Genomic DNA, 26,426 nt, shown 5'->3' with positions numbered 1-26,426 from the left:
CGAAAATATATGGCAGCATATCAAGCTCCAAACCCCATCCGTCGTGAAATATCATTGATCTCACAGCTCATATTCAGCCCTGTATCCGAGAAATCCTCCGCGCAAAGAGTGATGATATCATCACCGGTCAGACTTTCTATACTCTTATATTTTGACAATCTTACAGCCTGAGCCAGCTGTGCGTGTTCGACAAGCTTTCTGGCAAATCTGCCATTGCCGAAATCATCACTGTTTATTGCTCTTTTAAAAATGGGTATGAGCGTTTCTTCCACATCAGCCGACAGTTTATAGCCATTGTTCTTTGCAATAAGTTTTGTTATTTCATAAAGCTCGGTGACGGAGTAGTTTTCAAAATCAACATAGAAAGATATCCTTGATCTCAGCCCCGGATTGCGCTCGATGAAAGTTCTCATCTCATCGGGGTAGCCTGCAAATATCACTATCATATCCTCACGATTGTTTTCCATTTCCTGTACGATAGTGTTTATCGCCTCGTCGCCATACATTCCGCTTTTGTCGTCTACCAGCGAATAGGCTTCGTCAATGAACAGCACAGAACCCTTTGCCTTTTTGAACATTTCCTTGACCTGAACCGCTGTCCAGCCGACGTATTTTCCCACAAGGTCACTCCTGCCGCACTCTAACAGATCACCAACGGAAAGCACGCCATTGTCTTTCAGTATTCTTGCAAAAAGCCTTGCAACAGTGGTTTTTGCTGTGCCTGGTGCGCCCGTGAACACCATGTGCATTGAGCGTTTGGCGTTTGGCATACCTCTGTCTGCAAGAAGCTTCTGCATTTTTGAATATGTGACCGCCTGATCGATAACAGTCTTTACGTTTTCAAGCCCGATCATTTCTTTCAGCTTGCTGTAAGCACTGCCCTCGGGTGTTGTATCCTTGTTCAGCAGACTGTTCTTTTTGAACTGCGAATACTGCGGATATACCTTGGTTTTCAGTGCATTGGTGAACCATGTATCATACATCTGTTTCAGATCTTTGGAAGAATATTTTGTATCGGTTGCTACAGCCGAAAGCAGTCCTTTGTCAGCCCTGATTTTATCCTCCCTGCAATATGCACGCAGGATCTTTTTTGCCTCATCGTTCATCGCAAAACGCTCATCTATCCCGATAAACGTCATTTCGGGAAGTCTGTTGGCAAGTATCTTTTCAATGGTGTCATTACCATTACTGTTATCTGCTGCAAATATCACCAGTGTATCACGCTTGTATTTCTTTACGGAATCAAACAGACTGTCGCTCAGGATATCAGCTTTTTTGTGATCGTCAGGAGTATACGTCAGCCCATGCAGCGAAATAACTATGGTACAGCCAACGGCAGTTTTGAAATACTCGTCAAAGCTGTTATGACGATGAAGCTCCCTTTTACCGAATGACAGATAACGCTTTGAACGCAGTCTGCCGTGCTTGTATAGCTGAGATATCAGCCTGTCGCATATATCATCGGTACAGCTGCTTTTCACTATATAATGAACGGGATGACCATATACGTTCTTCGGATTTGAAGGCATGGTTATCCTCTCAAGCTCGGGGAGAAAACTGTCAGCATATAGCCCATAAACAGCGTGCTTTTTGATATCACTCAAAGAATATATTCCGGATAAATTATCTTTAGGCGGATCTCTGTAACTTTCCGTCAACAGCTCAAGACCATAAGGAGAAAGAAGATCACGTTCAAAAGTGAAATCGCTATAATTTGAAATATGCTTACATCTTTCAAAAGCCGTGACAGTTATTTCTTCAAAATTGTATTTACCCGAGATACCGCAAACTTCAGTCAGCTCATTCATGAAGTCATCAACGCTGCTTTTGTCATTTATGATCATGCAGAAATCCAGTACCTTATTAGTATTCTGATAAACGAAAGCGCAGATCTTTCCAAAATATTTTATGTTAAGATCATTCAGGCTGTTCTGTATAAGGTTGATCGCTTCATCGTCAATATCTCTGCGTCTGCGCTTGCCCTCTTCAAAAAGAAGTGGTGTATCAAGGGTGAGCTTTATCTTATAGCACTGCATATTATCCTCCGTTTCGTTTTCCTGTTGTCAGTATGTACCGTCAGAAGTGTTGCTTTTTCAGCATTTTTTCCAGCTCCGTCATTTCGGGTATGCCTGCCTTTTCATAGTATTTGGCGTTCCAAGCGGGAAAGTTTTTTCGCAGGTCATTCTCCGCTTTTAAAAGGTTATTCGCCGTCACCAGCACTTCAATGTCTATCTCGCCTTTTAAGGCTGCGCTCAGTGTTTTCAGCAAACGATGATCCTTGTATTTTGGATTGTATAGATCCAGTCTGAAGAACTCTCCTGTGAAGTATTCAAGATTGTGATAATCATGTACACACTCTTCATAGACCTGACCATCATTACCTAGCCAATATCCATATGCAGTCATGTCCGAGAAATCAGCATATACTTTTCGTTTTTCAAGCCATTCTTCGTCCTTTCCCCAGTAACATATATCATTCAGCACCATAGGCTCGGGAGGGTAGAAAGTCGCACAGGGGATAAGAATATCGCCCTTTTTGAATGGTGTGGGGATATACACCCAGAGAATATCAAAAAGCGGTATCTCCTCATGACAGTTGTACCAAAGGGTATTAACTTCAAGATTATCGTTGAGATGCCCTGTTATATACTTGTCTGTATCTGGAATTTTTGCGGTGATAAAAAGTCCTCGGTATTCGTCGGGCTCACTGTCGGATATATTCTCCTTTAAAACCTCATACGCACGTCCGTATGAGGTGTAGATGGTATCATCGGTGAATCTATTATTATAGTGATAACAGCCGTACTGACAGAACATTCCGTTCCTGTCAGCGTGTATCAGCTGCTCGTATGCTGTCTGCTCGCTGGGGATAAAGGCATTTTTGAGCGCATGGAAAAAGCTGTCGGAGCCTGTGTATTTTTTCAGCCTTTCGTTCCTGACATCGGACATGGTCTCCATTATTTCTCTGTAAAGATCGAGTTTTTCCTCAATGCTGATACGATTGCACGCGTTGATGATGAATCCTGTTTCATAGGCATTGAATTTGTGTCCAATACTGCGGCAGTATTCACCGACAGATTTTGAATTGAAATAGCTGTAAATATCCATATTTTCTCCTTTCAAGAAATCAGTCATAAACGATCTCTTCCCGAACATTATACTTTTTATCAATGAGCTCAAAATATTCAAGCGCACCGACCTTACCCATCGTGAAATATGTTCTGCCCGATTCGGAATCTTCTTCCGTGATATCGTCCCACATTCTGTAGCATACAAAAAGAAAGTCTTCCTCTGCATATTTTTCAAGCAGTTCTTCAATATTTCCCGCGGTGAAAAAGCTGCCCATTCCACCCTCAAAGGAATATGATATGCCGTCATTTGTGATGAAATATGCTCCGAACAATTCACTGCGATGATCCTCATTTTTTGAAAGTTCTACCTCACGACGAATAATAGCAAGCAATCTTTTTATTGCAGCTTGCCTGTCCGCAGCAACATCAACATTCCTGTATTTATCGGTATCTATGTCTGTAAGTTTCAGCCTTGCACAGCACAGCGCATAGTACATTTTGTGGAATACAGCAAGGTTAGGGCAGTATTTCGGATCTGCAAAAATTGCTGTACTGCTGCCCTCAAAAAACTCTGTTACGGCAGCCGCACAACCCGCACTGCGGCTCATACCGCACTCACACTGAAAGATGAGCGTACATCCGTCGTTTACAGCCCTTATAACAAATTCGGCTGCCTCAGATGCTTCGTCAAAAAAATGATAGTACGCATCTTTCAGCTCACTTTTATCAAGATCATCAAGCTGTACGCTGAACACTCTCCCACCCGTCCCGTCAAGGCTGACAGGCTCAGTTTCCTTGTCATAAAAGCTGATGACAGCTGTTTTGCTGTCAATGTCATGGCACTTTACAGCATGGATAAGGTCTTTTCTGGAAAATATCTTTAGTTTCATAATGTGTACCTCCGATTTCGAGCGTATTTTTTTCTTACTGTATCTATATTAACATAGGGCATGCGCAGTTTTTTGAACATGAGGTGTGATATGGATATGATGAGAAGAACCGATTTTTTCGGCAAATATTCATCCGTTCAGCCTGACCACCTTTCCCCACGGCGGCTCTACTTTATCATTATTGATTACCCAAAGCACGGGTATATCATTACACATATCCTCGGGGGGATACTCGGCAATACCATCGGTAAGTATGGTGATGCTTACGGGCGGTTCGTCTTTCATATTGTCGATTACATATTGAAAAATAATGTCAAATCGTGTCCCGCCGCCGCCCTGTGGACGTATGATATCGAGCTTCTCAACATCTTCAAAGCGAACAGGCTCGGTGACCTCGGCATCGAAAAAACCAAGCCAGCCCTGAAGCCTTCCGCTGAACTGTTCAACTGCGCCTCTGACTTCCGAAAAAACATCGGTGATATCATCATCGCTCATTGAACCCGAAGCGTCGATCATAAAAAGGATATTATTGATCTTGTCATCGGGCACATTGAAGTCGGGAAGAAAAAAGTCGCTGTCCTGAAATCGACGGTCGGGCGGCTCAAAGGAATAATCGTTGATCTCCTGCTTGATGAACTCGTTCAGCACCTGCCTCCAATCAATTTGCGGTTCACGGATATCTTTCAGAAGACGTGCGGCAAGCATCGAAACCCCGTCGTAGTTAAAGGTAGAATTCTGTATTTCTATTGCCTTTACAGCGTCACTGATATTCTTCCTCCACTGTTCGTCAAGATATGTATTATCGGAAATTTTTTGCCAACAGCTGTGGTCATCAAACTCGGATAGATTGGAAGCTCTGTCTCCCGACTGTTCTCCCGACTTTGAATCATCATTTGATTTTTCGCTACCGCATTTTTTATCAAATTCTGAGCCAGATGAAGCGGGAACTTTGTTTCCCGATTGCTTTCCCGCCTTTGAATCATCATTTGATTTTTCGTTGCCGACTTTTTTATCTGATTCCGAGCCCGACGAAGCGGGAGTTTTGTTCCCAGATTGCTTTCCCGACTTTGAACCATCATCTGATTTTCCCCTGCCGCTTTTTTCATCAGATGCTAAGCCCGAAGAAGCAGAAGAATTATTCGGTGAAAGCAGATGATAAAGTTCCTCCAGCGAATGTTCATTCCCCTCGCTGCCGTCGGGAGCTTTGTGCGGCAGTATCTTTCCGCCAAGGTGGAGCATACTCTCGTCATTACCATATTCCTCGAAAATATATGAATTAACGATGATGTCCGCAGCAAGCTCTGCACATTTTTTGTCGGACAGACAAGAGATTCTTTTCGGGTGAGATAACGCCAGATGTGTTACCGCATGAAGCATGACAAGGTCAAGTTCACGGTCTGAAATGCTGTCAAGGAAATCTGGCTCGAAATACAGAAAAACTCCGTCTGTACCGAAGTTTTTCACTTCCGACGAAAGCATTATCCTGAGGTGCATCAGCAGCATACCGTAAAAGCCGTGTTCCACCAGAATTCTCATTCTTGAACGCATTATCCGTCCGACAAAAATACTTATCCTGTTACTTTGCATCGGTGAAAAACCTCCCGTTTTTTTGCAGCCATTCGGTAAATTCGGGTATGCACATAAGCTTCAGGCGAAACCCATCTTCAAAAGCCATATAATCACGAAGCAGCATCGCCGCAAATTCGGGCGGAAGCTTTTTTGCATAGCGCACAGAATTTGCGATACGCTCCATATCTTCCTTACATCTGCACGCCCTTGCTGTCATTTCGGCGGTAAGCGCATATAATGCATCGGTGTTTTTGGGAACATCGGGCATTTTACCCGAGAATATCCCGTCGATATCTGGCAGCTCGTCAAACACCCTGCACCAGCTGCGGAATTCAAGTGCCTTGCCGATACCGATACACCCTGCTATCATCGGAAAAATACTTTCGATATCATCGCTGACCACATTCAGCAGAGTGCTGACCATTTCCCATGTACGGGGCGTGGTGAATGCCAGCCCGTCATCTGTATTATCGGACATAAGGCTGCTTTGGCTGAAAGTAAGAAAGCCCAGCACTTTTGAATTTATACCCGAAGCTATTGCCCAGTGCTTCCAGCTTTCAAAGCTGTGCTCTATCTCAAAATGACAAAGACGGTTCGCCAGTGCTCTGGGCATTTTGTAAGTCACCGACTTGTCCGTAACTCTGTTGCCAGCTGCGATCACGATACAGTTTTCGGGCAGCTTATGTTCGCCCACGGTACGGTCAAGGGTTATCTGATAGGCAGCAGCCTGCACCGATTGTGGAGCTGCTGAGATCTCGTCAAGAAACAGTATATTTATCACATCTTCACTTTCGTCCATCTGAAATATTTTCGGGCGCAGCCAGATCGCAAGGGTGCGCTCGGCATTTACTGTTGGTATGCCTCTAAGATCAATAGGATTAAACAGCAGCAGACGGACATCTGTTATTATGACACTTTTTCCTGTGGTGACTTCAATGCGTTCTGCAAGCTGACGTACACCCTGAGACTTGCCTACACCGGGCGCACCCCAGAGCATTACCGAAGGTATCAGTCTGACAGGAAGCCCTGCATTTATAACAGATGAATAGGCAGCTGCAAGCTGTTTGACCATTCCGTCAACACTTTGTACAGTCATTGATGATGTTTTGATCTCGGTCATTTTATTTCACTCCCAGTTTTTTATCAATTAGTTTTAATTTTCTTGATAGTCTCCTTATTTCATCTGAATAGCTCTCCTTGTTTTCAAGCTGTGAACGTGCGGACTTTTCTTCATCTTCAAGATCAGCTATCCGCTTTCTGCGTTTCTCGGCATATTCGTCCAGTGAATTAAGAAAATTATCTGTCCTGATAAGATAGCCTTGCGGACTTTCGCCCAGCGCAAGGCGATATGCCCCTGACCTTTCTATAATAATAATTGGTTTTTCGGCTATCATATTCGCAGGAACAGACAACCTGAAACCTCTGTATTCGCAGATGAAAAGAGGCGTGTCGGAACGGGCATTTTTCATTATCCCGTCATGTATCATATCACGGATTTTCCGACGTTCTTCGAGCTTTGGTATACAGTTGTTTTCTTGTAAAAATGCAAAGTCGCTTTCGGCTTTTTCGATAATGTCATTAAGCCTGTCCATTTCGTTCGGAATAACAGCCAGCCGAGCCGAAAGGCTGTCGTAATGCTCGGTAATCTGTCGCTGTAAAATGCGGTATTTTGAAAGCTCGTTTTCAAACTCAACTCGTTTCTTTATCATCGGATCACCAACTGCCAGTGCTTTGACCTCGGCATAATCAAGCACTGCGCTGTCCACTTCACTTCCGCTGCGTTCGGAGAGTTCTCCCGATATGAGCTGCGTGATGAAACGCTGTTTGATCTCCAGAATCTGCCACGAATATGCGTCAAAGCTGCCCTCGGTTATGTAGCGAAATATCTTTACCTCGCTGTTCGTGTTGCCCTGCCGCAATATCCGCCCCTCACGCTGTATCATGTCGGCAGGCCTCCACGGAACGTCAAGATGATGAACAGCTTTCAGATATGTCTGCACATTTACACCTGTCCCGAGTTTTGCAGTCGAACCAATTAGCACTCTGACCTTACCCGTATTCATATCACTGAATAGTGCTTTCCGCTTTTTGTCATTATTGGCATCATGAATGAATGCTACCTGATCGGAGGGTATGCCCATTCGGATAAGAATATTTTTTAGTTCGTCGTATATGTTGAAACCCTGCTTAGGCGTTGAAATATCACAGAAAACAAGCTGCGTACATTTGCCGCTCGTATCGGAAGCATAGATGTCAAAAACATTCTCTGCGCAGCGGTATACTTTCATATCACATGACGGTTTCACCTTGCTGTCTGCAAGCCGCATATCCAGAGCAGCCTTGCGTCCGTCGGTGGTCAGAAGCAGCATATTATCCTCTTTTCGGTTGACAATTCCCTCACGGATACAATCGGCACGCTCGGATATCATTGAAAGATACGCAGTAAGTTCAGGCGTTTTTGCAACAAGGCAATCTGTTCGTCCATTTAGTTTTGGAATATCCTTTGAAATATCGTTTTTGTGAAAGCAGGCAGCACCCGAGAAAAGCGCTGTCAGCTCCGTCAGATTGTGGAATTGGCTGAGCCTTGTGACCATGCGGTATCCCGAGGTGTCAACATCTATCTCAAAGTCGTTTTTCGGCTCGGCAAACATACCAAGCCAGCTGTCAAACTTGTCTATACCAAGCATTTTAAGTTCACCATGCTGGAGATAGGTCTGCATGGCAAAACAGTCAGACAGCGAGTTCGTTATGGGCGTTGCCGTTGCCATTATCACACCACGTCCGCCGTTCTGTTGCTGGACGATATGCACCTTGTATAGCATATTCACACATTTGAGTGAACCGTTTTCGTTTATACCCAGATACCCGCCTTTGGTTTCGATGGGTATATTTTTGTAGTTGTGCGCTTCGTCAACAAACAGCGTGTTTATGCCAAGCTCGTCAAAATACAGCACTTTATTGTCTTTTGCAGACTTTTGTTCCTGATGCTTTTTAAGCTGCTTTTTGAGCTTCTTCTCATATTTTTCGGTAGACTTTGTTCTTTTATGATACGGTATATCGGCTACGGCAGCGATATGTCTGTTAAGCTCGTTTTCAATGAAGTCGTCCGAGGGGTCTATCATATCAAAGCAGCTGTATGCCATGATGATGCCATCAAAGTCTTCATCAATGATAAGCTGTTTGACAGTCTCACGTTTTGTTTTTGTAAAGAATTTCGGTGTCACGCAAAGCAGCTTTGCGTTCGGGTACATTTTAAGAAAAATGCTTTCCCACTGTGCTACCAGACCGTTTGGCACAACATACAGATTTTTTTGGGATATCCCCGTCTGTCTCAGCTTCATTCCTGCCGCGATCATTATATATGTTTTGCCCGAACCCACCTCGTGAGCAAGCAGAGTATTCGGCATGAACAGTATCTTAGCGACGGCATTTTTCTGATAGGGATAAAGAGTTATTTCGCTCAACATCCCGGGAAAAGTCAAAAATGAACCGTCATATTTTCTCTGTCTGATACAGCCGAATTTTTCATTGTATATATCTCTTAGCTGTTTGCATCGCCTTGCATCATCCCATATCCATTTATCGAATTCAGCGCGTATCTTTCTCTCACATTCGGCAGCTGCGATAGTTTCACTTTCATTGAGCGCCTTGATCTTTTTGTTTTTATCCTGCGGTGACTGTACGCTGTTATACACCTTTATCGGTTTCATGTTCAGCATATTTTCAATGATACACACAGCACTGAGTCTTTTGGTGCCATAATAGCTTTCGTTGTCGCTGAAATAGATATTAGCTGTGACCTCCCAGCAGCCTGTTATTTCGTCATGTTTCACCACTGCTCCCGCAATGCCCAATAGATGACCTATAAAATCCTCTACTATCCTTTCGGGCAGCCAGGGCGAACCGAGTGTAACATAGATATCTTCGGTTTTCAGTGGTACGGGAATGATCTTTTCAAGCGCTTTGATATTATCCTCGAAATATCCGTTGTACTTTTCATTTGCGCTTTCGGCTGCCTTGTATTTGCGCAAGATATTACCGCTGAGATATTCGTCCGCCGTCACCCAGCCTTTGTAGAAACACTCTCCCCATGTTTCAGGATCCTGATATATCGAACCCTTCAGCGTTTCGATCACTTCTCTGTGACTGCTGCCTGTTATCTGAGAAATGTATTCTATATCCACACGGCTCAGGTCATTCAAAGACAGTATCAGCCCGTCGGAAATAGATCCCACATATACACCTGCTGCACGTTCGTCGGAAGAATAACAGTTATTATAATCAAGAGGAAGCTCCATAGAAGTTACCTCGGCAATATGACGTTCTTCCGCCTGCTTTTTCTCGATCTCACACTTGTTGAACTTTGCTATCTGCTCATAGTTTTCGGTGAACCGCTTTAGTTCTGCTGCCGCCTCGTGAAGCTCACTTGCTGAAAGAAATCCCGAGTATTCATTGAAGTGTTTCAGAAATTCACCGAACATTTCCTGCGTTATATTATCGTCAGCCATATCCATTCCCCCTTTGCTTTTTTATCATATCACAGTGTCTGCCCAAAAAATTTAGCACAGCGTGTGATATCCTTATATCATCACGAAAGGAGGAGCTTCTATGTGCTTAAAAACAGTAATGATAATATGGAAATTATGACCGATAGAATACATGGTGTGTATGATATACCGATAAGGATATCCATTCCAAAGGGTGATATCATCGGGACGTGTGTATCGGTGGACGGCACAGATGCAGAGCGATATTTTGAGGCAGGCTTTGCGGTAATATCCTTTGATCTTCCCGGTCATGGTGATAGCGATGCGAGTGAATATTTCTGTGAAACAAATTGCAGGCTGGACCTGCTTACGGTTTTAAAGTATGCAGATGATCATTTTCCCAATGCAAACAACAGGATTATCACAGCATCGGAACATGACCTTACATTTCTTATGGATTATGCAGGAGAACAAATAATTACAGCAGAAAGTGAGGAAATAATATGCTTGAAATTAAGATAGGTGAACAGGGTGCATTATTTGAAATATGCGTTAATGGGCAGATCCAAAAAATAACTCTTGATATGTTGCACCCGATATGGCGTGACATAAAAGATAATGGTATTGAGGACATAGAGTATCTTTCCGCTGATATATGCGGTGATCTTGTAGCCTGCTGTGCCTGTGTATCTCAGGGACAGGGAGGAATAGTTTTTGTCTGGGATACTGTGACGGAAAGCATAGTCCATTACAGCGACGGATGCTATGCGGTGAGAGCATTGGTCTGTGATGATATGGTGTATACCATCCGGGAGGTACATGGCTACGGAATAAGAGCGAGATTAGAGCTTGACCACTGTCCTTTTGGGACAAAAGACACCGAGTTTGAGTGCGAAAACTGTGAGATAGACGATCATATCTGCTTTGCTGAGGATAAGCGCGATTACTTCATCGATTTTGATGAAAACGGAAAGGCGTTTTTGGTGAAAAAAGATGACTGATAAAAAATACAAGCTTCTTGATAGCAGCGGTAATATGTATATTTCAGATGTTCCCGGTTCGCTTGGAGGACATAATAAACTAAAAATTTACGGCAGGCTTGACTGCCCCTCTGCATTGAGATACATCGCAAAGGGACAGTATGTAAAAAACAGGGTGTTCTTTGCCGATGAACAGACAGCCATTGCAGCGGGCTACAGACCGTGCGCTGTGTGTATGAGAGAAAGGTATCTTAAATGGAAAAACAGAAGATGATATGCTGTACAAAATTACGCCCTAATATGAGATATTTACAATTTGTTAACGAACCATGCCTTGCCATATGGTATCATACAAACAAGGAAAACAAAAATGCCTGCGCTCAAAATTTTGAGCAGAAGTCATGCTATAATAAGTCCGTAAATTCAAGAGGAGGAATTGTCATGAAAGAACTCAGACACGCAGAACTCAGCAAAAAGGAATGTTCGCTTTTTATCGTACTGGATTATCTTCGCAACCATACTTCGGAAAACAAGCCAATCACTCTTGAGATTATGTGCAGAGAGATCGAAGAGCTTTACGGACTTGAAATGGTCCGCAATACCCTGACAAGCAAGCTCAGACAGCTTAAAAAGATAGGATATGTTGCCGAACCAAAGAACAACTATGTGCTGACAGAAAAAGAGTTTTCCGATACGGAACTTCGTGTGCTTATAGACAGCCTTGTATACACAAATGCGCTGTCAGAGGATTCGGCAGAGGAACTTATCGACAAGCTGATGTATTTTGCAAACGACAGCCTGCGCAGGGAGAAAAAGCAGATCAAAAGGCGCATGAATAATTATTCTAGAAAAAACGGACGTGACATCATCGGTTCCTATGAATATGTCACCGAAGCCATAAGAAAAAGGAAGAAGCTGCTGCTTAATGTCAAGGTGCTTGACAGTGATTTCAACATGGTAAGAAAATACCCCGAGAGTGTGCCGGTAAGCCCTTACGAGCTTGTCATCTCGAATAACAGATATGTGCTTATATGTGCGGTTGACGGTGATGAAACTCTATCTGAATTCTATCTTGACCGAATCACGAATATGTCGGACACCAATGAAAATATCCGCCCCATTGAGGAGATACAAGGCTTTGAAAAACGTGGTGCTCTGGAGGAATATATAAAATCATCGCCCACACTTGGCGGAGGTATGCTAAAAAACTTTACGGTAAAATGCGATAACGAAGTGCTTTGCGATTTTGCCGAAAGTCTGGGCTGTGAGTTCAGAAAGTACCCTGCGAGCGAAGAAAATGACATATACAATACCGTCATCAGGGTGAATACCACAGCGAATAATCTGAAGCTTGCAATGCTGCCCTATATTGATTCGGTGACTGTTCTGAACGACAAGCAGTTCAACAATGAACTGACAAATATCTTTGAAAGAAGTAAGCACAATATCCATATCAGCGGCAGAGATATTTCCACTAAAATACGTCTGGCAAATGATCTGGAGGAGGCGGTGCGTCTTATTGAGTCATCTAATAGCAGCGAGCTTTATTTTCACGGTCAGGGTGGCAGCTATGATATTTCTGTGCTGAAAAGAGTCCCCCATATCACTTCGATGACACTTCTTCATACCGATCTCGGCACGGGCGAGATACTGGAAGAACTTAAAGAGCTGAAAAAGTTGAAGCTCATAGACTGCAAATTTGACTTTGACCATGTTCTTAACTGCCAAAAACTCAGAAATCTTGCTATATCCGATCTGACACAGCAGCAGGCAGACAAGCTGACGGCTTTTAAAGAACTGGAAACGCTTGAATTATATTACAACGTGAACGACAGGTGCGAAACTCCATCGCAGGAGCTTAAAAATATTGATTTTGTAAAAGGTCTGCCAAAACTAAGACGTATCGAGATCTGCAACTGCATTGCAATTTCCGACTATACACCGCTGGCAGAGCTGCCCTGTCTCAGAACGGTATATATAAGATGTAAGGGGCTGCCCGAGGACACGGAGGAAAAGCTGAGGGAAATACTTCCAAAATGCGAAATTATTGTAAATACTTGACAAATTAATTCTTTTATGTTATAATTATTTATATAAATTTTATACACAAGGAGGATATCAATTATGAAAGAAGCTCTGAAAAATTTAGATGTTAATGGATTGCTGAAGGATCTGGCAAAAAAACGACCGCTGTTTCACAATGAAAGAGATTTTCAATTTGAGATAGCCCAGCTGATCAAAGAAAAATATGACTGTGATATACGTCTGGAATACTACTACGGAAACGATACAAATGCTAAGCGATGCTACATAGACCTTGTTGCAATGCATAATAACTATAAAATAGCTTTTGAACTAAAATACCGCACCAAAAAATTTGAGGGTACAGTTAAAGATGAAAAGTTCGATCTGAAAGAGCAAGGGGCAAGAGATTGGGGCTGTATATATGTTCATACAGACCTGCATAGGCTGGAAGATCTGGTCAATAAAAAGGAGTTTGAAAAAGGTTATGTCATCTTTCTGACAAATGACGAGAAATTCAGAGATAATCCTTTCAAAAAAGGCTCAATGAGTGAACAATTTAGTTTAACGAAAGATACTATTAAAGGAACGGTTAAATTCCAACATGAAGAAAATGGTAAGAAACACGAGGAAACCTCTGTAAAAAACTGTGCAGAGTCATATAAATTCAACGGAAAATATCCCATAAAATGGAATGAATATAGGTATCCTAAAACAGTAGATGACAAATTCAAAGTTCATAGCCTTGTTTTGTGTGTTGAAAAAAAATAAAAGCTGCCGCAGGAAAAATATCCTGCGGCATTTTTTTGCTCAAAAAATTGCACATTCCCCCTGCTATAATATATACAGAAACAAAACCAAAGACCGAAAAGGAGAAGGAAAAATGTATACCGATACCTATTCAAGAGAAGAAATGGCAAAGCGCATAGCAGAGGGCAGAAAGTTCGATAATGCCGTTATTATCAGCTTTTACGATACGGTGGGGTGCGAACCTCTTGACTGTTCGGGGATAAGCGATGATGTGTTTTATATAAAGGCTGATGATCTTGATATCTATGATCTGAATGATATGGGCATCACGGTATATGACTATTTTCCCGACTCGATAAAGCTGGCACAGTTCATAATCAAAGCACATGAAAACGGAAAGAATATCATCTGTCAGTGCGAGTACGGACAGGGGCGGAGTGCGGGCTGTCTTGCGGCAATTAGGGAGTATTTCTTACATGACGGTATATCTGTTTTTGCAGACTATATCTATACTCCCAACAAAATAATTTACAACGAGCTTATCCACGAACTCAGACGGCAGGGAGGAATGATGAATGAACAGACAAACAGATCATAATGGCATAAACAGATTCTACCTTTCGAGCAGAGACAGAGAATACATTGCTAAAAACATAAGGGAGATAAACAAGCAGTGCAGCGAGCCGCAAAGGTCACATTACAGCGTCAGACGCACTACTCCGCTATCTGATCTTGCGGCACTGCTGCTGAGCATTGGTGTAATTATGCTGATTATCCTGATGTTGAAGCATGGTGACAGCGTAAGTAATGTGCTTTATTCTTTGTTTATGAAGTTCTTTGAACAACTTGGCAGATTTCAAAACTGGTTGAATGAGTGAGTTTTACAGAAGGAATTATAACGGCATTTGAGATCGAGAAGGGCTTCACAAGTCTGACCTCGGTAACAATTAAAGGCAGCACGGAAATTTCGGAAAATGCTTTTGACGGCTGTGACAAGCTGACATCAATAATTACTCCGAACGGAGAGTGTTAAATGAAAATATTCATAGGCGGCTCAAAGACTGTCACCGCACTCAACGATGAGATCAGAAAAGTGATAGATATTTTTTGTGAGCAGAACGCAGAAATACTCATAGGTGACTGCTTTGGTGCGGACAAGCTGGTGCAGAGATATCTTCATGAGAAAGGATATCGCAACGTTACTGTATATGTCAGCGGAAGCAAGGTCAGGAACAATGTTGGCGGCTTCAGTACTGTTTTTGTTGATGTTCCCGATGGTAGTAAAGGCTACGGATTCTACGCCGAAAAGGACAAGCAGATGGTTCTTGCCGCAGATAGAGGACTGATGATATGGGACGGGAAAAGCAGAGGGACAAAAAATAATATTATATGGCTGAAAATCATGAAGAAACCCTGTATGATATATCTGACAACTGGTAAAGAACTTGTCTGCGCAGATGAATGTGATATCTGAAGATGTTTAAGAAAGCAAGTAAAAGGAGTCTATCCAAAAATTTGTGTAAACCTCCAAAGTAGTGTATAATAGAAGAGACACTACTTTGGAGGTTTTAATTAAAATAATAATGACCAACCGTAGAAAACAGCTAAAACAAAAAAACTCTGAAACAACGCAATCACGTTATCTCAGAGTTTATAAATCAGCGCCACCTGTTGGACTCGAACCAACGACCCTGCGGTTAACAGCCGCATGCTCTAATTATGCAAGGTTCTCGCACCCAAAATAGTTCTTTAAATGAAAGGTATTAAGATTTTATTCTAAATACCTTTTTATTCATCTATTGCACTTGTTGTAAAAGCGTTCTCAAAGTCCTCGCAGAACTGTTTGTATTCCATATTCAGCTCGATCTTCACATCGTAGCCTTTGAATACTTCTATCCTGCTGAGCACCTGCGAAACGATCATTTTCTTACGCTCCATAGGAATGTTCTCATTGAACTCCTCTGCCCAGCCCTTGAACCTATCGTACATAGGCTTGACCTTTTCAATAGAGCGTTTCTTACCATTCATTTCATTATCAAGAGTATCGAGCTTTTCCTTGATCTCGGCTATCTTTTCCTCGACCTTCTTTATCGACCTGCTAAGTATCTCGGGCGAATACTGACTGTCACCCGTAAGGCTCGCAGCCACCTCGTCCTCCAGCCTGTCGAGCTGATTCTGCTGTTTCGACAACTCAAGATTCAGCTTCGTCTTTTTAGCCTTGTAACATCTCATGTCATTATCAAAATTCTTTTTCAGGACAGCTTCATCGGGAGAGTCCTTGATGCTTTTGAACATCTTGTTTACCACTTCAAGAACTATCGCATCGACCCTATGAACAAGATATGCTGTCTGTCCGTCACAGTGGCACAGCCTCCTGTTTTTATGATAGCAGACGTATCTCGGCTCGGACTTGGTAACTACCGTTCCGTCCTTGCGGGTATGCTTTTCATTATGATTCATGGTACTCAGCGCACCGCCGCAGTGACCGCAGTACATGATGCCCGAAAGCAGCAGCTTCGTCTTAGTGTTCAATGCTACTTCCCTTCTCACATCACTTGTGATCGCCCGCTGTTCAAGTATCCTTTGCACACTCTCAAAGGTATCATCATCTATGATTTGAAGCTCCTTCAATCTCGGTGCATTTTCTACATTGCTGAGGTATCCGCAGTAAACTCTGTTCTTCAATATCCTTATGACCGTATTGCACTGGAACTTAGTTCCGTTATGCGTTGTACAGCCATTTTCGTTAAGATATGAAGCCAGTCTGAATGAACCGTAGCCTTCAACCATTGTCTTAGAGAACATATCTCTGACAATATCAGCTTCCACAGGATCGATTGCAAGGTCATGCACAGGCTTTCCTTTTTTATTCAGTCTGCCCGTATTCACAAGCTGATACCCCAACGGCACATGACCGCCGGTATAACAGCCCTCGGATTTTAACTGCTGCATTCTTGTCTTGATACGCATCGAGGTCTTTTCACTTTCGCCAGAAGCCTGCCAGAACCTTATGTAGTTCATCAGCTTATCGACGTGACTTTCAAACCTCTGCTCGCCCTCGTTGACGCTCCATACCCTTATTCCCTGTTTAACGAACCATTCTACTATGAACGGTGTCTCATCGTCTATACGTCCAATTCTATCGAACATGAACACAAGGAGAATATCGAACTCTTTATTGAGAGCAGCCGCCTTCAAGTCCTGAATTGCATCTCTGTTTTCAGCCGACACCTTGAAGCCCGATACACCCTTTTCAAGGAACTCCTTACCGATAGTCCAGCCCATTTTCTCGGCGAACTCGTGGCAGGCTTCCCTCTGCATAGGTATGTCATCCTTGGTCTTATCGACCTGCTGCTTTGTTGACACTCTATATAATGTATAAACCATTTCCATAACGATTACCTCCGATTTCAGAATTATCAAAAACGTTTCTAAATATCGGCAGATAGTCGTTTGGTGCTTCTCCAACATGGGGAATATTCTGTTTTCAAGCTGCAATAGATTTTCTATAAAATATTATAGCATGGAGCAGCCCGAATGTCAAGAGCGAAAACGATTTTTGCCGATATTTTTTTGTATAACAATAAGCCTTAAACTGCGCATTTAAGGCGTTTGACTTGACCTCCGGTTTAAGTTATTTGGCCGTCGGTTTATTGACTTGATGTATGCGGTATGGTATAATAAATTCATACCGGATTATAGGATATGTTATCACGTTTGCTTATTCGATTTACAGCAAAGCAAACGTGTCATTTGTATATCCTATGAAAAATCTCTAAATATTCTATTACGTTTTAAACTGTGAGTAAAATCCTTTACGCCTGGATTATAGACAAGTATTTTACAGTATGGTATAATAAAACAAACCACTTGAACTGTAAGTCAACTCTTGACTTCCGGATTATTTACAAATAAAAAGCAGTATGATATAATAGACTAAACCACCTCGAAAGGAGCTTATTCTTATGGACGTAAACGAACGCTGTCAGTCACTTCCCGTCATTCATACGCAAAAGGTTGAATGGAGCAAGGGTGAAAACAAGGATAATGTTATCACCCTGTCTTACCCTATCTACAACGATGAGGTCAAAGCATGGATAGACACCTTCTATTCACTTGACATCGCTGATACGGACTACATCAAGAACACCGAAAAGCTAAAGTTTAAACAGATCCCCGACCTTACAAGAGATGAAACTCTCACCCGCATTACTGCTATCATCAGAGCAGAACGTTTTTGTGACGGCACTATTGCCGAAGCTCTTGAAAATGGTGTGCTTGAAGAGCTGGGTGTTCATCTGCACGAGGTTGCAAAATAACCGATCAAACATATCAAAGGAGCAGCATACAATGACCTACGAAGAAGCAGTTGCCGCTATCCCAAAAGGCAGATACCGCCACTACAAAGGCAACGAATACGAAGTCCTTGAAATAGCAAAGCATTCGGAAACGCTTGAGCCTATGGTGGTGTATCGTGCGCTTTACGGCGAGCACGGCGTATGGGTGTGCCCTGCTGAGATGTGGAATGAAACCGTCGAAAAGGACGACAGAATGTTCAAGAGATTTGAAAAATGCGAATGATGTATTTAAATGAACAACCAAGAGCAATATGAAAAAAGATACCATTATAATAGGCGGCAGATCATGTACTGTTTACGCTGATACTTCCCCAGAATTTCTGCTGATACAGCCCACCGACAAACACGAAATTGAACTGCTCGCCAAAGAGATAGAACACATCAAATCACTGACCGACACCCCATTTGCTTTTGCCGCTTTTGAGATAACCGACTGGAACAGAGAACTGTCTCCGTGGGAAGCTCCGCCAGTTTTCGGGAACGAGCCTCTCGGAAACGGCGCAGGCGAAACGCTTGCTTTCATTGAAGATACTCTTATCCCGAAGCTGATCGAACAGTATTCCTTGAACAAGGATATTCCTGTAATCCTCGGCGGTTATTCTCTTGCGGGGCTGTTCGCATTATGGGCAGGTTACAACTCGGACAGATTTACAGCGGTTGCGGCGATATCGCCGTCGGTATGGTTTCCGGGGTGGCTTGAATTCATCGAAAAACACTTCCCTGCTGTAAAAAGCATTTATCTCAGCTTAGGCAATAAAGAGGAAAAGACTCGCAACAAGATCATGGCTGTGGTAGGCGATAATATCCGCAGACAGTACGAAATGCTGAATCAACTCGACCTCAATGTTACCCTCGAATGGAACGAGGGCAATCATTTCACCGAGCCAGAGATGAGGACGGCTAAGGGATTTGCTTGGTGTGTAAACCGATCATCGCATCAATAACGGAGGTAAAGATCATGTTTGACAATGATAGAGAAGAATATACTCCCCGCATCTTTCATACCAGATTCGGTATAATCGTTACTGATAAAAAACATTGCAGATTTGTTATCACAAGAGTAAACACCATAGATAGTCCGTTGGTGTTCCTGCGGAAATGGTCCGATGATACGGAATACGGCTATGAAGAATACTATACCCTTTACAGATCAGCGCTGACCGCAGATGAAGCCGATGAAATTCTCGGCCTTCTTAAAAACAACTAAAAACGCAAGGCAAATGCTCTTCTGAAAAAATGTTTCAAGCCCGAGGGTATTATCTGCGAATCCGTCAGCGAAACACGGCTTGAAGATGCCGTTCCCGATGAATGGTATGCTGTATGGCATGAGATCGAACTCTTTATCACTTGTGAAAAAGATTTTACAGGTTACTATGAAAATGACATTAAGGAACAGGGTTATTGAATAACTGCAAGCGGCAGAATCAGCAACAAAGATATTAGCTATCCCCTTGACAACCGCCGCCCAAAGTGATATACTATTTTTTCGGGCGATGACGTAAGGCGAAACGTCATATAGCAAAGGACAATTGAGCTTCGGCTCAAAGATCGCGGGGCTGCTGCGTGGCAGCCCCCTTTCTTTTTGCCTTGAACAGAATTTTTACAGCTTTCTCTTCCGCTTCTTCGCCTCCTGCTCCTTCCGCTGACGTTCTTCCTCGACGAGCTTCCCAATATAGTCGCCCTGCGAGATTTCGGCGTAAGTATCTCTAATATCCTTATATACATCATACCGCTGTCGGCAGCTGTCAAGACTTTCCTTGATTTTTGCTATCTTTTTGTCCAACTGCGAGGTTTTCTCACGCAGTCGGTCGGCATCGGCAGCGGTCATTATGCCGCTGTCATTTACAGCCTGTCTGCATATATTGAGCTTCACTTGTTCCGCAGAGGACAGCTCATTTTTCTTAGACAACGCAAAGTATTCCTGCGCCTGCTCCAAAAGGCTAACCATTCGGTTGTGTTCCTCAATATAGGCATTTATCTCCTGCCGCTGTTTTTCGTACTCAGCCCGGAGCTTAGTGATTCTGCCTTCAAGTTCACCGATAGAACCTATTCCGTCACGATTAATGACAGACAGTTGTGCCGACAGCCGATACACGTCAAGGTCGTTATCAACGGAATATTCTGCTGTGATAATGCGCTTGCGGGGTACTTTCTTCCGCTGTTCCGCGAGTATACGAACGTCGCCTATGACAGCGACATACGCCACCCTCAACTGCGACTTGCTGTCCATTGTGGGCGTTGTTCCGGCACCTACCTCACGATATAGTATCCGAATTTTCAGGCTTTCTTCGGTGTATTCTTCTCCGAGGGTCTTGGTGCGCACAAATCGCTCCTGCCCAGGTGCGCGGATAGAGATATACTTGCCGCGCTTTATTTCATATCCACGTTCTTCGAGTGCTTGCATCAGGTCATCAAGAGAATTAACGGAGTTTATCAGCCCGTCAATTGCCTGCCGTATCTGCTCCTTCCATGATTTGCCGTACTTCCGCTGCTCCCATTCATAGTAGCTGACCGAGCGTCCTTTGTTCTCGAAGTTCAGCGCAGGGGTAACACCGAACGCCCGGCATACACCGTTGACATTTTCCCTTGCCTGCCGCAGAGAATTTCGGCAAGCATAATATTTCTGCCCGGACAATGAATAAGAGTTCAATATTACATGACAATGCACATGGCTGCGGTCAACGTGTGTTGCGATAACAGCCTGGGCGTCCTCACCGAAATTCTTTCGCACGAATGCCTTTGCTATCTTGTGAGCAAGTTCCGGAGTTACATTTTCGGAATCGGCAAAGCTCATGATATAGTGGATAGCTTTCACCAAACCTTTCCCCTCCAGCGGTTTCGGGCTGCTGAACTTGTCTTTTGCAAACTGCTCATAGACCATACGCATCTGCATATAAGCTTGTTTGGCATCGGTTGTGCAGTTTATCGAAGTCGTGTACAGCATATTTTCTGTCTTATCGGGGTTCAAAATGTATGCTAGACTTTTGTTGACCGAGGTATGAATAGATATTGACTTAAGGTAAGGGATAACGATTCTACCTCCTCGTGTAGCTTTTTAATATCGGCTGCATATATGTTGTTCGTTTCATTTGCCTTCTTTGCGATCTGATTTATATTCGAGGAGATGATCCTCATGCCGTTCAGCAGAGGTGCGACCCCCTTCGTATCATAGAACGTCGGTTTGGCGTTAAGTATCACCTCTCTCAAATACTTTGATGTGGTGGTATTACACGCTTCCGCTCTGCGCTCGATCTTCTCCCAATCCTTTATATCGAAGTCGATCTCCTTGCGGTGTACCTGTTTATATTTTCTTGCCATAAAATGGTTCCTTTCATTTTCAAAATTATGGTTACAAAATCATCGTTCTGCCAATTGACAACTTCTATTTAAAATAGTATAATTATAGCGTTGTTTATCACAGCAAAAGAATACCCCGGGAGGCAAAACAATGGATAAGATAACAGTAGGCATGACAATAAAGCTGGTCAAGGATATTGGCGAAAATATCCCCGTCGGCTCGACAGCTACAATAGTTTATATAGACGACTTCGATCAGATCTTCATAGACTGGAAAGACGGAGGTCAGGCGAAGATCTCCGAGGAACAGCTTTTGAAGAACTTTGAAGTCGCTGCATAATCGTTATCACCAAGAGGGACTGCCGTGAGCAGCCCTCTGTTTTCATATTTTTATCCCATCATTTCTGAGCCTTTCAAGGCTTTTGGCGTAGTATTCTTAGTTTATCTCGCAGCCGATAAAATCCCTGCTAGTGATACCGCAGGCAGCCGCAGTCGTTCCCGAACCGCTGAAACAGTCGAGAACTGTATCTCCGGCATTGCTGTGTTTCAAGACCAGTGACTGGAAAAGTGCCAATGGCTTTTGTGTCGGGTGAAATCTTCCTTTATCGTGACAGATCGGGAAACGGTAGATTCCGTCATCATATTTTGAGTGAAAGGTCGGTTTGCCGTTCTTCACGGCAGCGACCGCCGCCTCCCTCGCATTGGTCAGATAATTCACATTGCTGTTTATCGGAACAGGATTTGTTTTGAGCCATTCAACAAAACGTATCTGCTTGAAACCTGTTTCTTCAAGAGTATCTTTCAGCTTTGTTATCTTCCAGAGATCATAAAAGCTGATGAACGTCCCGCGGCTTCTCAAAATCCGATAACTCTCCCGTACTACTTTTTCTATTCCCTGAAAGCTGCTGTCCCACTCTCCGAAATCCATAGTTATCCTGAAACGGTCGTTATCTCTCCCGCGAGGTTCACCATTGGCGAAATTGGTTTCCCTTGAAATATCATAAGGCGGGTCGATGAGTACCAGCGAAACAGAATTGTTCGGGATAGTCGGCAGAAGATCGAAACAGCTTTCGTTTTTTAGTTTTATGTTGCTTATGTAAACACCCCTTTCCGTGAGAGCATTAGTGCTCATTTTGCTTCACAGCTTATCTCTGTATTAACTTTCTCTATTCTTTTTCTGAAAGCAAGCAGACCTCCTAAAAACAGCTTTCTGTCATACTCGTCACGCTCGAAACAAACAAATCTGCGCTTATCCTTTATCGCTGTCATAAGCGTTGTTCCGACGCCGGAAAACGGGTCGAGAACAACATCGCCCACGCCGCTGTAAAAGAGCACTGCCATTTCAGTAACCTCCGCCGGAAGATACCTCTGATCTGTTTCTTTACTGAACATTGGAGAAACCTGAACCACTCCCCTGCTCCATCTGTCAACGAGCTCATTCTGGATTATGTTGTCGTCGATCTTGCGGCTGTTTATGATTTTTCCGACTTCGGTATATACGGGGCCTACTCCAAAGCAGTTACCGGGGCAGTTGCGGTTCTTGCAAACCCACTGCCTGTCGCCCTTCTTGTTGTATCCCCAATGTCCGACATTATCGCTGCCGCAGCGGGGACAGGAAACAGGTGTATCCTTATTATCCTTCTTCACAAAAACAAGAACGTGCTCCAAACTGCTGACAGGCGTTACCATGAACGGAAAATATGCACTGCTCCACTTGTTAGGAATACTCTTTCTGCCCTTGTCGGTCACATACTCGGTAACGTATGTGAAGCCTATCCATTCAAGCAGGTTGATAAAGTGAGCCGCAAGATGATATGTTTTCTTATCCCACTGACGGTCTCCGATGCGGGTGGTGGTGTCCCCGATATTAATAACACAGTAGTGCTGGTTTTTCAGGACGCGGTAAACTTCAGTAAACACCGTACCCATATAGTCGATATATTCATCGAAATTTTCCCATGAGTAGCTTGTTCCGATGCTCTCCTTTCCTGTCATTGCAAAAGCCGGAGGAGCCGTCACCAGCAGGTCGATGCAGCTGTCATCAAAAGTCATAAGCTCTTTTCTCGGATCCTTCATGCTGAAAATGTTCTGTTCTATATTCATATTTTTCTCCCTTTCATTAATAAAGCGGATAGCCGGAGGTGAATTCCTCTTGCAGAAATTCAGCTTCTCCGAACATGACTTTCTGATTATTGGTATCCCTTTCAAAGCAGACATATTTCCTGTTCAGCTTTACCGCTGCGAACATAGTTCTGCCGATCCCCACGAACGGGTCAAGCACAAGGTCGTCCACTCCGCTGAAATATCTCATTGCCATTTCAATTATCTCCATGGGGATAAATCGCTGTCTGCGGTATTTTTCCGCATAGGATCTTGACCTCGGTTCGATTTTCACAATATTCCTGTGCCACTTGTCAATGACCTCGACCGGGATAATGTTTTCTTCGGTCTTGCAGTCATTTACCATTATGCTGTATTCGGAAAATGTTTTTCCGCCCTTAAGCCCTACTCTGCCGGGGCAATCAGGATTCTCGCATCGCCACTGTCTGGCGTTTTCCTGTGTTATACACGCTCTTGATGTGTATGTTCCACCGCAGTACGGACAAGGTATCCTGTTGTAATTTATCTTCCGTTTTGAGAAAATAAGTATATGCTCGCAGCAGTTCTTCGGCATAACATTGTAGGGATAGCGTGGGGCTGTCGGCACATACGGATTTTCATAACCGCCCTTGTCCCACACCACTTCACTCAAATAGCTGAAACCGATCCTAGTAAGCATGGCAGTGAAATATGCCGGCAGTGGTATCTTTTCGGAATTTAATACGACCGCCTTGTTGTTGTACGTCTGATCTCCTGCCACGATAATGCAGTAGTGCTGATTTTTCAGCACATGGTACACCTCGGTAAATACCTTCTCCATATATTCGAGATAATTGCTGAGGCTATCCCAACAGTAGCTATGGTCGAGGTACTCCTTTGAAAAACGATCCTCCGAATAACTCGGCGGTGCCGTCACCACGAGATCAATGCTTCCTTCATCAAGGTCGGAGAGCTTATCGGCAGGGTCTTCTGTAAAGAACCTGCTGTTCTCTATCATCATTTTTTATGCACTTCCCTTCTGCTGTTCATTTTCCGGGGATACATCATTATCGCTCTCCCCCGCTTCTTTCATCACACGCTCCTCGAAGCTGTCGCACAAAAGACCGAGTATCTTCTGCTTGATATTCGGGTTGTAGCCCTTGAACGTGAGCGTAACATTGCTTTCACCGATTTTGAGGTGTATCTCCTTCGGCTCGTTCAAACTATCCCCTCCCCAGCATTTACAGCCTGCCTCAGCGACTTTCCGCTTACGAACGCAGGTGTCTTGTTGCCCGACAGGTCGGAGATAACAGTGAACTTACCGAAGCTACCTATCCTTACTTCGTCGCCCTCCGCAAGGACCTGACGGATCGTGTCCATCACCGAATTTATGTAGCGATAGGCAGTGACCTCGGAAATACCCTTGCGGGCGGCGAGTTCTCTTGTAAATTCCAGCGTATCCATTATGCCCTCTCCCTCCTTCTCACTATCTCCGTGACCGCAAGCATGACCTTGTAGTTCTGCATGATACCGAGCTCGGTATTCAGAAGGTCAACGGTCTCTTTGTCGGTTTTCCCGAGATACTCCGCAAGGTCGCTTATGCTCACGCCCGCGAGTATCATTTCTTCCTTTATTCTTGTATTAGGCATCTATCGTTCCCTCTCTGTTTCTCATTTCTTTTCTGATGAATGTGATATATCTCCTGCGCTTTCCGCCGACCCTCTTTTCGGGACGGTAGCGGAGATCCTTGCGCATCACCCAGCCGACCTTTATGAGGTTCGCTCTGAACAGTGTGTTGAGCACATTCTGAATATTGATCCCGGTCTTCCCTGCTCTTGTCAGGTAGTCATCGCACATTCCGAGCACCACGCTGGGGATAATGTAAATGTATTCCTCATCAAAATATCCGAGCAGCGTTTTGGTAGGATCAGTTTTATAGAACTCGTTTACGTTCAGCAGATAGTTGTGCTTATTGGCAACAAAAGTCTTTAAGAGGTACATAAATACCCGGGTGTCTCTGTTGTCAAACCTCATCGGACACTACCTCCATATCGTCATCAACAAGCAGGAAAGGAAAGAAAGCTCCCGCCCCACAGAACACAGCACCTATAAGAAACTTCATCATTTTATTATGTCCTCCATTATCTTGTATTACTTTTACAAACCTTACGGCTGAAAGCATCGAGCTTGTCCAACCGATTTTTAATGACAAGAGGATAATCCCTGTCAGTATCGTAGCAGGCACGTTTATCGTCATCGGAGCCGAACAGCAGTTGTTCGAGGTAGTAATTTGCGTACCCTCTTTCTTGCAGGCTCTCGATATATCGCTCATCGACTTCATCAATCGGACTTCGTGGATTGTACACCCTGTTCCAATAGTCGAGCAGCTTCTTGTATTCGATTATAACGTGGGTTGCTTCGTTGAGCCACAATTCATATCCTTCATCTTTTCGGGGTTTAGGTTTTCTCGGTTTCACGGGAATGGCGAGTTCACCGTTATCGAGCCCCAGCCCGAAGTCGTGACTGATCTTTTTCGCAGCTTCAATATTGGAGATACCATATAGCTTCTGAACGAAGTCAACGTGATCTCCGTGCTCACCACAGCCGAAGCAGTGGTAATGATCTTCATAGACTTTAAAAGAGGGGTTACGTTCATTGTGAAAGGGGCAGCAGGCGAAGCCGCCACGGTTCACATCAAGACCGTAATAGCGAACAAGGTCTCTGAGGTCCACCCTGTCTTTGATGTCCTGAAAGATATTTGTTGTCATCTCTCCTCCCTTGATTTTAAGTTTGAGCGAACCGATCTCATTGGCGTCTGCCGGCGAGATTATTTTGGCGAAATTATCTCGTCGGGAAATTGGTCCTCTCATAAGGTAGGAAACGGGAGAGCACTTTTTTCTGGTCTGATTCCTCAATTTTCAAA

31 protein-coding genes are annotated in these 26,426 nt (G+C 43.7%); 14 read left to right on the top strand and 17 right to left on the bottom strand.

Features of this window, described 5'->3' with window-relative positions; all coding sequences use genetic code 11:
* Window positions 1–20 precede the first annotated feature (20 nt).
* The 6 genes from BM265_RS00435 to BM265_RS00410 form a co-directional block, all read right to left on the bottom strand.
* A complete protein-coding gene (locus BM265_RS00435) occupies window positions 21–2,036 on the bottom strand; it encodes an AAA family ATPase (protein ID WP_074959522.1) in 2,016 nt (671 codons plus the stop codon).
* A gap of 40 nt (window positions 2,037–2,076) precedes the next feature.
* Entirely contained in the window at window positions 2,077–3,135 is a 1,059-nt protein-coding gene (locus BM265_RS00430) for a hypothetical protein (RefSeq protein WP_074959521.1), read from the bottom strand.
* On the bottom strand, window positions 3,128–3,961 hold the full coding sequence (locus BM265_RS00425; RefSeq protein ID WP_074959520.1) for a hypothetical protein: 834 nt from the start codon (window positions 3,959–3,961) through the stop codon (window positions 3,128–3,130). Before BM265_RS00425 ends, BM265_RS00430 begins: the two co-directional genes overlap by 8 nt.
* A gap of 129 nt (window positions 3,962–4,090) precedes the next feature.
* Window positions 4,091–5,548: a vWA domain-containing protein gene (locus tag BM265_RS00420; protein WP_074959519.1), complete on the bottom strand. Its 1,458-nt coding sequence runs from the start codon at window positions 5,546–5,548 to the stop codon at window positions 4,091–4,093.
* Window positions 5,538–6,650 (bottom strand): ATP-binding protein, encoded by a 1,113-nt coding sequence (locus BM265_RS00415; protein ID WP_074959518.1) that lies wholly within the window; start codon window positions 6,648–6,650, stop codon window positions 5,538–5,540. The genes BM265_RS00420 and BM265_RS00415 overlap by 11 nt, the downstream gene beginning before the upstream one ends.
* Before the next feature lies 1 nt (window position 6,651).
* Window positions 6,652–10,038: an SNF2-related protein gene (locus BM265_RS00410; RefSeq protein ID WP_242940739.1), complete on the bottom strand. Its 3,387-nt coding sequence runs from the start codon at window positions 10,036–10,038 to the stop codon at window positions 6,652–6,654.
* A 102-nt stretch (window positions 10,039–10,140) separates the two neighbouring features.
* Between BM265_RS00410 and BM265_RS00405 the strand changes: the two genes are divergently transcribed.
* The 9 genes from BM265_RS00405 to BM265_RS00370 all read left to right on the top strand — a co-directional run bounded on the left by BM265_RS00405 (window position 10,141) and on the right by BM265_RS00370 (window position 15,243).
* Window positions 10,141–10,539 (top strand): hypothetical protein, encoded by a 399-nt coding sequence (locus BM265_RS00405; protein ID WP_074959517.1) that lies wholly within the window; start codon window positions 10,141–10,143, stop codon window positions 10,537–10,539.
* Window positions 10,521–11,018, top strand: a complete 498-nt coding sequence (locus tag BM265_RS00400; protein WP_074959516.1) for a hypothetical protein — start codon at window positions 10,521–10,523, stop codon at window positions 11,016–11,018. Before BM265_RS00405 ends, BM265_RS00400 begins: the two co-directional genes overlap by 19 nt.
* Complete coding sequence (locus BM265_RS00395) at window positions 11,011–11,271, top strand: Ada metal-binding domain-containing protein (protein WP_074959515.1); 261 nt, start codon at window positions 11,011–11,013, stop codon at window positions 11,269–11,271. Before BM265_RS00400 ends, BM265_RS00395 begins: the two co-directional genes overlap by 8 nt.
* 167 nt (window positions 11,272–11,438) lie before the next feature.
* Entirely contained in the window at window positions 11,439–13,058 is a 1,620-nt protein-coding gene (locus BM265_RS00390) for a WYL domain-containing protein (RefSeq protein WP_074959514.1), read from the top strand.
* 63 nt (window positions 13,059–13,121) lie between these two features.
* The gene (locus BM265_RS00385; RefSeq protein WP_074959513.1) at window positions 13,122–13,790 is read left to right on the top strand and encodes a hypothetical protein; all 669 of its coding nucleotides are present in this window, start codon (window positions 13,122–13,124) and stop codon (window positions 13,788–13,790) included.
* A 112-nt stretch (window positions 13,791–13,902) separates the two neighbouring features.
* Window positions 13,903–14,367 (top strand): protein-tyrosine phosphatase family protein, encoded by a 465-nt coding sequence (locus BM265_RS00380; protein WP_074959512.1) that lies wholly within the window; start codon window positions 13,903–13,905, stop codon window positions 14,365–14,367.
* Window positions 14,345–14,647: a hypothetical protein gene (locus BM265_RS00375; RefSeq protein ID WP_074959511.1), complete on the top strand. Its 303-nt coding sequence runs from the start codon at window positions 14,345–14,347 to the stop codon at window positions 14,645–14,647. Before BM265_RS00380 ends, BM265_RS00375 begins: the two co-directional genes overlap by 23 nt.
* Window positions 14,644–14,802, top strand: a complete 159-nt coding sequence (locus BM265_RS19910) for a hypothetical protein (RefSeq protein ID WP_177219515.1) — start codon at window positions 14,644–14,646, stop codon at window positions 14,800–14,802. The genes BM265_RS00375 and BM265_RS19910 overlap by 4 nt, the downstream gene beginning before the upstream one ends.
* Complete coding sequence (locus BM265_RS00370; protein WP_074959510.1) at window positions 14,803–15,243, top strand: hypothetical protein; 441 nt, start codon at window positions 14,803–14,805, stop codon at window positions 15,241–15,243. It begins immediately after the preceding gene.
* A 314-nt stretch (window positions 15,244–15,557) separates the two neighbouring features.
* Here the strand turns inward: BM265_RS00370 and BM265_RS00360 are convergent, their stop codons facing one another.
* Window positions 15,558–17,162, bottom strand: a complete 1,605-nt coding sequence (locus tag BM265_RS00360) for a recombinase family protein (protein WP_074959509.1) — start codon at window positions 17,160–17,162, stop codon at window positions 15,558–15,560.
* A gap of 572 nt (window positions 17,163–17,734) precedes the next feature.
* Here BM265_RS00360 and BM265_RS00355 point away from each other — a divergent pair.
* From BM265_RS00355 to BM265_RS00340, 4 genes are read left to right on the top strand one after another with little or no spacing between them, the layout of a single operon-like run.
* Window positions 17,735–18,088, top strand: a complete 354-nt coding sequence (locus BM265_RS00355; RefSeq protein WP_074959508.1) for a DUF6508 domain-containing protein — start codon at window positions 17,735–17,737, stop codon at window positions 18,086–18,088.
* Between the two features lie 31 nt (window positions 18,089–18,119).
* Window positions 18,120–18,350, top strand: coding sequence for a DUF1653 domain-containing protein (locus BM265_RS00350; protein ID WP_074959507.1), 231 nt, complete (start codon window positions 18,120–18,122; stop codon window positions 18,348–18,350).
* Between the two features lie 28 nt (window positions 18,351–18,378).
* Window positions 18,379–19,071 carry an alpha/beta hydrolase gene (locus BM265_RS00345; RefSeq protein WP_074959506.1) on the top strand — a complete coding sequence of 231 codons (693 nt, stop codon included), beginning with the start codon at window positions 18,379–18,381 and terminating at the stop codon, window positions 19,069–19,071.
* 14 nt (window positions 19,072–19,085) lie between these two features.
* Entirely contained in the window at window positions 19,086–19,334 is a 249-nt protein-coding gene (locus BM265_RS00340; RefSeq protein WP_074959505.1) for a hypothetical protein, read from the top strand.
* 393 nt (window positions 19,335–19,727) lie between these two features.
* On the opposite strand, the gene BM265_RS00335 is transcribed toward BM265_RS00340, so the two are convergent.
* Together BM265_RS00335 and BM265_RS00330 are read right to left on the bottom strand one after the other, a co-directional pair.
* On the bottom strand, window positions 19,728–21,095 hold the full coding sequence (locus BM265_RS00335) for a relaxase/mobilization nuclease domain-containing protein (RefSeq protein ID WP_431767981.1): 1,368 nt from the start codon (window positions 21,093–21,095) through the stop codon (window positions 19,728–19,730).
* Between the two features lie 8 nt (window positions 21,096–21,103).
* A complete protein-coding gene (locus BM265_RS00330) occupies window positions 21,104–21,445 on the bottom strand; it encodes a plasmid mobilization protein (protein ID WP_074959503.1) in 342 nt (113 codons plus the stop codon).
* Between the two features lie 130 nt (window positions 21,446–21,575).
* Here BM265_RS00330 and BM265_RS00325 point away from each other — a divergent pair, with 130 nt between their 5' ends.
* Complete coding sequence (locus BM265_RS00325) at window positions 21,576–21,764, top strand: hypothetical protein (protein WP_074959502.1); 189 nt, start codon at window positions 21,576–21,578, stop codon at window positions 21,762–21,764.
* A 96-nt stretch (window positions 21,765–21,860) separates the two neighbouring features.
* On the opposite strand, the gene BM265_RS00320 is transcribed toward BM265_RS00325, so the two are convergent.
* The 8 genes from BM265_RS00320 to BM265_RS00285 all read right to left on the bottom strand — a co-directional run bounded on the left by BM265_RS00320 (window position 21,861) and on the right by BM265_RS00285 (window position 26,271).
* On the bottom strand, window positions 21,861–22,556 hold the full coding sequence (locus tag BM265_RS00320; protein ID WP_074959501.1) for a DNA-methyltransferase: 696 nt from the start codon (window positions 22,554–22,556) through the stop codon (window positions 21,861–21,863).
* The gene (locus BM265_RS00315) at window positions 22,553–23,527 is read right to left on the bottom strand and encodes a site-specific DNA-methyltransferase (protein ID WP_074959500.1); all 975 of its coding nucleotides are present in this window, start codon (window positions 23,525–23,527) and stop codon (window positions 22,553–22,555) included. The genes BM265_RS00320 and BM265_RS00315 overlap by 4 nt, the downstream gene beginning before the upstream one ends.
* A 16-nt stretch (window positions 23,528–23,543) precedes the next feature.
* Complete coding sequence (locus tag BM265_RS00310; protein ID WP_207646937.1) at window positions 23,544–24,521, bottom strand: site-specific DNA-methyltransferase; 978 nt, start codon at window positions 24,519–24,521, stop codon at window positions 23,544–23,546.
* 6 nt (window positions 24,522–24,527) lie between these two features.
* Window positions 24,528–24,725, bottom strand: coding sequence for a hypothetical protein (locus BM265_RS00305; RefSeq protein WP_074959498.1), 198 nt, complete (start codon window positions 24,723–24,725; stop codon window positions 24,528–24,530).
* Window positions 24,722–24,967, bottom strand: coding sequence for an HU family DNA-binding protein (locus BM265_RS00300; protein WP_074959497.1), 246 nt, complete (start codon window positions 24,965–24,967; stop codon window positions 24,722–24,724). Before BM265_RS00300 ends, BM265_RS00305 begins: the two co-directional genes overlap by 4 nt.
* Entirely contained in the window at window positions 24,967–25,152 is a 186-nt protein-coding gene (locus BM265_RS00295; protein ID WP_074959496.1) for a hypothetical protein, read from the bottom strand. Before BM265_RS00295 ends, BM265_RS00300 begins: the two co-directional genes overlap by 1 nt.
* Complete coding sequence (locus BM265_RS00290) at window positions 25,145–25,537, bottom strand: hypothetical protein (RefSeq protein ID WP_074959495.1); 393 nt, start codon at window positions 25,535–25,537, stop codon at window positions 25,145–25,147. Before BM265_RS00290 ends, BM265_RS00295 begins: the two co-directional genes overlap by 8 nt.
* A gap of 107 nt (window positions 25,538–25,644) precedes the next feature.
* Window positions 25,645–26,271 (bottom strand): CHC2 zinc finger domain-containing protein, encoded by a 627-nt coding sequence (locus tag BM265_RS00285; RefSeq protein ID WP_074959494.1) that lies wholly within the window; start codon window positions 26,269–26,271, stop codon window positions 25,645–25,647.
* Window positions 26,272–26,426: the final 155 nt, after the last annotated feature.

It is taken from the genome of Hominimerdicola alba, assembly GCF_900112155.1.
In the GTDB taxonomy this organism is placed as follows: domain Bacteria; phylum Bacillota; class Clostridia; order Oscillospirales; family Ruminococcaceae; genus Hominimerdicola; species Hominimerdicola alba_D.
Note: the sequence above shows the minus strand (reverse complement) of the source record. Positions and strands in the feature narration are given on the sequence as shown.